Annotated in this window: 5 protein-coding genes and 2 pseudogenes; 6 read left to right on the forward strand and 1 reads right to left on the reverse strand. The window is 73.4% G+C overall.

The window, feature by feature from the left end; genetic code table 11:
• From NQ160_RS18080 to ahcY, 5 genes and pseudogenes are all read left to right on the forward strand, one after another.
• A pseudogene (locus NQ160_RS18080) lies at positions 1 to 231 on the forward strand (hypothetical protein); the annotation flags it as partial.
• A complete protein-coding gene (locus NQ160_RS18085; RefSeq protein WP_257516522.1) occupies positions 228 to 1,625 on the forward strand; it encodes a DUF5719 family protein in 1,398 nt (465 codons plus the stop codon). The pseudogene NQ160_RS18080 and the gene NQ160_RS18085, both read left to right, overlap by 4 nt.
• 62 nt (positions 1,626 to 1,687) lie before the next feature.
• Entirely contained in the window at positions 1,688 to 2,125 is a 438-nt protein-coding gene (locus tag NQ160_RS18090; protein ID WP_374113674.1) for a metallopeptidase family protein, read from the forward strand.
• Between the two features lie 54 nt (positions 2,126 to 2,179).
• Positions 2,180 to 2,386 carry a DUF3499 family protein gene (locus tag NQ160_RS18095; protein ID WP_169581656.1) on the forward strand — a complete coding sequence of 69 codons (207 nt, stop codon included), beginning with the start codon at positions 2,180 to 2,182 and terminating at the stop codon, positions 2,384 to 2,386.
• A gap of 69 nt (positions 2,387 to 2,455) precedes the next feature.
• The gene (ahcY, locus tag NQ160_RS18100; protein ID WP_257516523.1) at positions 2,456 to 3,913 is read left to right on the forward strand and encodes an adenosylhomocysteinase; all 1,458 of its coding nucleotides are present in this window, start codon (positions 2,456 to 2,458) and stop codon (positions 3,911 to 3,913) included.
• Between the two features lie 7 nt (positions 3,914 to 3,920).
• Here the strand turns inward: ahcY and NQ160_RS18105 are convergent, their stop codons facing one another.
• Positions 3,921 to 4,763 carry an RDD family protein gene (locus tag NQ160_RS18105; protein WP_257516524.1) on the reverse strand — a complete coding sequence of 281 codons (843 nt, stop codon included), beginning with the start codon at positions 4,761 to 4,763 and terminating at the stop codon, positions 3,921 to 3,923.
• A gap of 16 nt (positions 4,764 to 4,779) precedes the next feature.
• On the opposite strand from NQ160_RS18105, the pseudogene NQ160_RS18110 reads away from it, so the two are divergent.
• Positions 4,780 to 5,069, forward strand: a pseudogene (locus NQ160_RS18110) (stage II sporulation protein M); the annotation flags it as partial.

Consider the following 5,069-nt stretch of genomic DNA (forward strand, 5'->3'; position numbering starts at 1 on the left):
CTGGAGCCGGTCGGCGAGACGGCGCGCGGATCGCTCTGGCGCGTGTCCGGCCAGGTCGAGGCGCGGCCCGCTGCCGACCCGCAGGTCGCTGCGATCGCCCGCTGGGTGTTCGCCGGCCAGGCGGTGGTGCTCATGATCGCCGTGCTGCTGGCGATCCCGACGGCGCAGACGCGCCGCGACGCCCGCCGGGTGCCGCGGGTCGTCGGCCTGCGGGCAGGGGAGGGACGATGACCACCACGAGATTCCGCTGGGCCACGAGCGCCCGGCTGGCCGGCGGCACGCTCGCGGCGGTCGCGCTCGTCGCAGGCACGGTCACCGCCGCCGCCGTGACGTGGCCCGTCCACGATCGGACACCCGTCAGCGTGGTCGCGACGCCCGCGCCGTCAGAGTCGGTGGTCGCCTGCCCGGGGGGCCTCTTGGCCATCGGCCGGGACGCGACACTGGCGGGTTCGGTGTCGGTGGTCGCCGACGCCACGACCACCGCCGGCACCGCCGCCGGGCAGACCGAGGCCACACCCGGTGTGCTGGCGGTCCCGGGGATCGAGGGGTCCGCGCCCGCGGTGTTCACCGCACCGCCCGCCGGCGACACCCGCACCGACCTCGCCGCCGCCTCCTCGGCGTCGGCGGCCGCAGAGGACCTCTCCGGCTTCGCCGCGGCATCCTGCGCGCCGCCGCTGCTGGAATCCTGGATCGTCAGCGGATCCACCACCACCGGGTCGTCAGGTCTTCTGCTGCTGGCCAACCCCGGCACGGTCCCCGCGACAGTCCAGATCACCGCCTACGGTGCGACCGGTGCCCAGACGCCGCCCGCGGGGCAGCTCATCGTCGCCCCCGGCACGCAGCGCGTGCTGCCCCTGGCCGGCCTCGTCCGCGACGAGCAGAGCCCCGTGCTGCATCTGGTGTCCACGGGCGCCCCCGTGCAGGCCTTGCTGCAGGCGAGCATCACCCGCACGCTCCTCGCCGGCGGCGTGGACCAGGTCGGCGCCGTCATCGTCCCCGACACCGAGCTGGTCTTCCCGGGTGTCGCCGTGACCGCTCCGCCCGGGGTGGAAGGCGCATCGGATCCCACCGCCATCGTGCGACTGCTCGCCCCGTCGACCTCGACCACCGCGACGGTGACGGTGCGCAGCGGCGACCGCGAGGTCGCCACGAGAGAGGTTCCCCTCGAGGCGGGCCTGCCGCTGGAACTCGACCTCGGCGCTCTCGCGATCGGGCAGTACAGTGTGCACGTCACAGCCGATGCCGCCGTCGTCGGCGGGGTGTGGGCGACCACCGGCTTCGGCGAGGGTGACGACTTCGCCTGGCACATGCCCGCGCCGCGGCTGGAAGGGCCCGCGCTCGTGGCAGTGGCGGCGGGGCCGTCGCCGGTACTGACGCTGGCGTCTCCCGCAGGCGAGGCCGTCACGGTGACGCTCACCGCCGACGCCGGCGCGGGCCCCGCGCAGCAGATCGTCGTGCCCGCGGGGGGAACCGCCAGGGTCGAGGTGTCCGAAGGTGCGCTCTACCGCCTCGAAGCCCCCGAGCCGATCCGCGCCGCCGTCGGCTATGCGGGCGAGGGCGCCCTGGCCGCCTACCCGGTCTGGCCCGCCGACGCTGCGGCATCCCCGCTCGTCGTCCACCCGTGAGCGCGCTTGCCGCCCGGCCTCGCTGCGGTGCCGGCGCGGGCCGCCACGCCTAGGATGGGCACATGATGCGGCGCCGTCTGAGACCTGAGACCGTCGCCCGCCCCCGGCCGTCCCGCCACGGCCGCCACGGACGCGACGGGCGGAGCCCGGTGGTGCGTCCGCCGCTTCCCCCGCTGGACACCCGCGCCGAACGGTTCGATCTGGCGGTGGGAGCTGCAGCGGAGTTCCTGCGCAGCGCCTGGGAGGAGCTGCGGGATGTGCGGTTCGAGATCGGCGAGATGCCGGATGCCACGGATGACGGCGGCATCCCGCGCTGGAGCGTGCTGCCCGACCAGCAGCGCATCATCCTGTACCGCCTGCCGATCGAGCGGCTCAGCCGCCCGCACCGCGAGGACGAGCTGCACCGGCGCATGATCATCGAGAGCTGCGTGTTCCGTGCCGCCGCGGAGTACCTCGACAAGGACCCCTGGGACCTCGGTCCGGAGCGGTTCCGCTTCTGAACGATCCCGCGCGGCGTACGTCCCGTGGGTATCGCGGCGGATAGCGTGGGGGCGATGCGCGAGAGACTGTGTTCCAAGGTCGGGTGCGCCCGGGAAGCCGTGACGACGCTCACGTTCGACTACGGCGACCAGATGGCGGCCCTCGGGCCCCTGGGCGGCGGGGGAGACCCGCACGCCCACGACCTCTGCGCCATCCACACCGATCGGCTCTCGGTGCCCAAGGGATGGGTGGTCGTGCGCCACGAGACGCTGCGCGTCTGACCCGCGTCCCGCGTGACGCTGCGCGTCCGGTCCCGGCCGGTGCCAGACCACGCGTGGCACAATGACGGCATGCCGACCCAGACGCCTGCCCTCACGTACGCCGTCGCCGATCTGTCGCTCGCCGGGGCGGGGCGCCATCAGCTGCGCCTGGCCGAGAACGAGATGCCGGGCCTCATGGCACTGCGTGCGGAGTTCGGGCCGTCGCAGCCGCTGGCCGGCGCCCGCATCGCCGGGTCGCTGCACATGACGGTGCAGACGGCGGTCCTGATCGAGACCCTCGTGGCCCTCGGCGCGCAGGTGCGCTGGGCCAGCTGCAACATCTTCTCCACGCAGGACGAGGCCGCTGCGGCTGTCGTCGTCGGGCCCGACGGCACGGTCGACGACCCCCGGGGTGTGCCCGTGTTCGCGTGGAAGGGCGAGACGCTCGAGGAGTACTGGGACCTGGCCGACCGCATCTTCGACTGGAGCGACGAGGGCTTCGATGGCCCGAACCTCATCCTCGACGACGGGGGAGATGCCACCCTGCTCGTCCACAAGGGCGTCGAGTTCGAGAAGGCCGGGGCGGTGCCGGATGCCGCGCCCGACGACCCCGCAGAGTACCGCGTCGTCCTCGACGTGCTGCGGCGCAGCCTCGCCAGGGACCCGCAGCGCTTCACGCGCATGGCCGAGGGGCTGCTCGGCGTCACGGAGGAGACCACGACCGGTGTGCACCGGCTGTACGAGCTCGCGGCATCCGATCGCCTGCTGTTCCCTGCGATCAACGTGAACGACTCGGTGACCAAGTCGAAGTTCGACAACAAGTACGGCATCCGCCATTCGCTGCCCGACGGCCTCAACCGCGCCACCGACGTGCTGATCGGCGGCAAGGTCGCGTTCGTCTGCGGCTACGGCGACGTCGGAAAGGGCGCGGCCGAGGCGCTGCGCGGCCAGGGCGCCCGCGTCATCGTGAGCGAGGTGGACCCGATCTGCGCCCTGCAGGCGGCGATGGACGGCTACCAGGTGGCGCGGCTGGCCGACGTCGCAGGCCAGGTCGACATCCTCATCACCGGGACCGGCAACAAGGACGTCGTGACCGTCGACGACCTGCTGGCTCTCAAGCACCTCGCGATCGTCGGCAACGTCGGACACTTCGACAACGAGATCGACATGGCGGGGCTCGAGGCGCTCCCCGGGGCCGAGCGCGTCGAGATCAAGCCGCAGGTGCACGAGTGGCGACTGCCCACGGGGCGCAGCGTGCTGGTGCTGAGCGAGGGCCGGCTGATGAACCTCGGCAACGCCACCGGCCACCCGTCCTTCGTGATGAGCGCGTCCTTCACCAACCAAGTGCTCGCGCAGATCGAGCTGTTCACGCGCCGTGAGGCGTACCCGACGGCCGTGTACACCCTGCCCAAGCACCTCGACGAGAAGGTGGCGCGGTTGCACCTGGATGCCCTCGGCGTGCAGCTGACCACCCTCACCCCGGCGCAGGCCGCCTACATCGGCGTGCCGGTCGAGGGGCCGTACAAGCTGGACCACTACCGGTACTGAGTCGCGGTCAGCGGACCGGGAACCCCCGCGGCGCCACACCGACGCCGGCGGTGAGTGCGGCCGCGCGCTCGTCCTCGCCCCGCAGCGCCCGCAGTTCGCGCTCCCGGCGCACAGCCACGACCCCGAGCAGGAAGGTCTCGGGATCCACCGCGGGCACAGGCGCCACGAACGATCGCGTCTCGGCGGCCAGCGACACCGCTGTGCGCGCGCGTGCGGCGGGTTCGAGATCCCGCGCCTGCCGCGCGAACTGGGCGATGCGCCGGGCCAGGCCGTCGGGCAGCCGGCCGACGTCGGCGATCGTCGCCCACCCCGCCAGCGCCGGCGGCACCCCTGGGGGCTCCGGCGGCAGCTTGGGCGTGCGGGTGCGCTCGCTGTAGGTGCCGGCCAGCAGGTCGCCGAGGCGCTCCGCCCGCGGGGTGAAGGCCGCGACGATCCCGGCCACGGCGCCGAGGGTGAACCACAGCTCGAACACGCCGACGAGGGCCCGGATGAATGCCTGCCGCAAGCCGGCCGCTCCGCCGTCGGTGCGCACGATGCGGGCGCCGATCGCGAGCTTGCCGAGACTGCGCCCGCGGGTGGCGGTCTCGACCGTCGTCGGGATCACGACGGTCACGAGGACGAGCACGACGATCGTGAAGACGGATGTGAGGTCGCCGCCGAGCACGCTGCGGCCGGCGGCCCATGAAGCGGCCGCCGCGAGCAGCAGGAACAGGGCCACTCCGGCGAGCATGTCGATGAGCGTGCCCACCGCGCGCAGGAAGTAGCCGACAGGCTGTACGTCGAGGGCGACGGCTTCACCCGTGAGGATCTCGTCCTGCTGGATCTCCACGGCGGGCCCGGGCGTCGGCATGGCTACAGTGAATCACATGGATGCCGACGCACTCACCGCCGCCCGGCGCGAGGAGTGGGCGCGGCTCGACGAGCTGAGCCGTCGTCGCCGGCTCGGCGGGGCCGAGGCCGACGAGCTGGTCACGCGCTACCGCGCGGCTTCGGCCGATCTCGCGGAGCTGAAGACGTCGGCCGGCCGCACCCCCGAGGGCGACTACCTCTCGACCCTGCTCTCGCGGGCCCGACTGCGGCTGACCGGCACACCCGACAACGTGCTGCGTCAGATGCCCCGGTTCTTCCTGCGCCAGCTGCCCGCTGCCCTCTACCG

This window comes from Microbacterium sp. zg.Y909, from assembly GCF_024626565.1.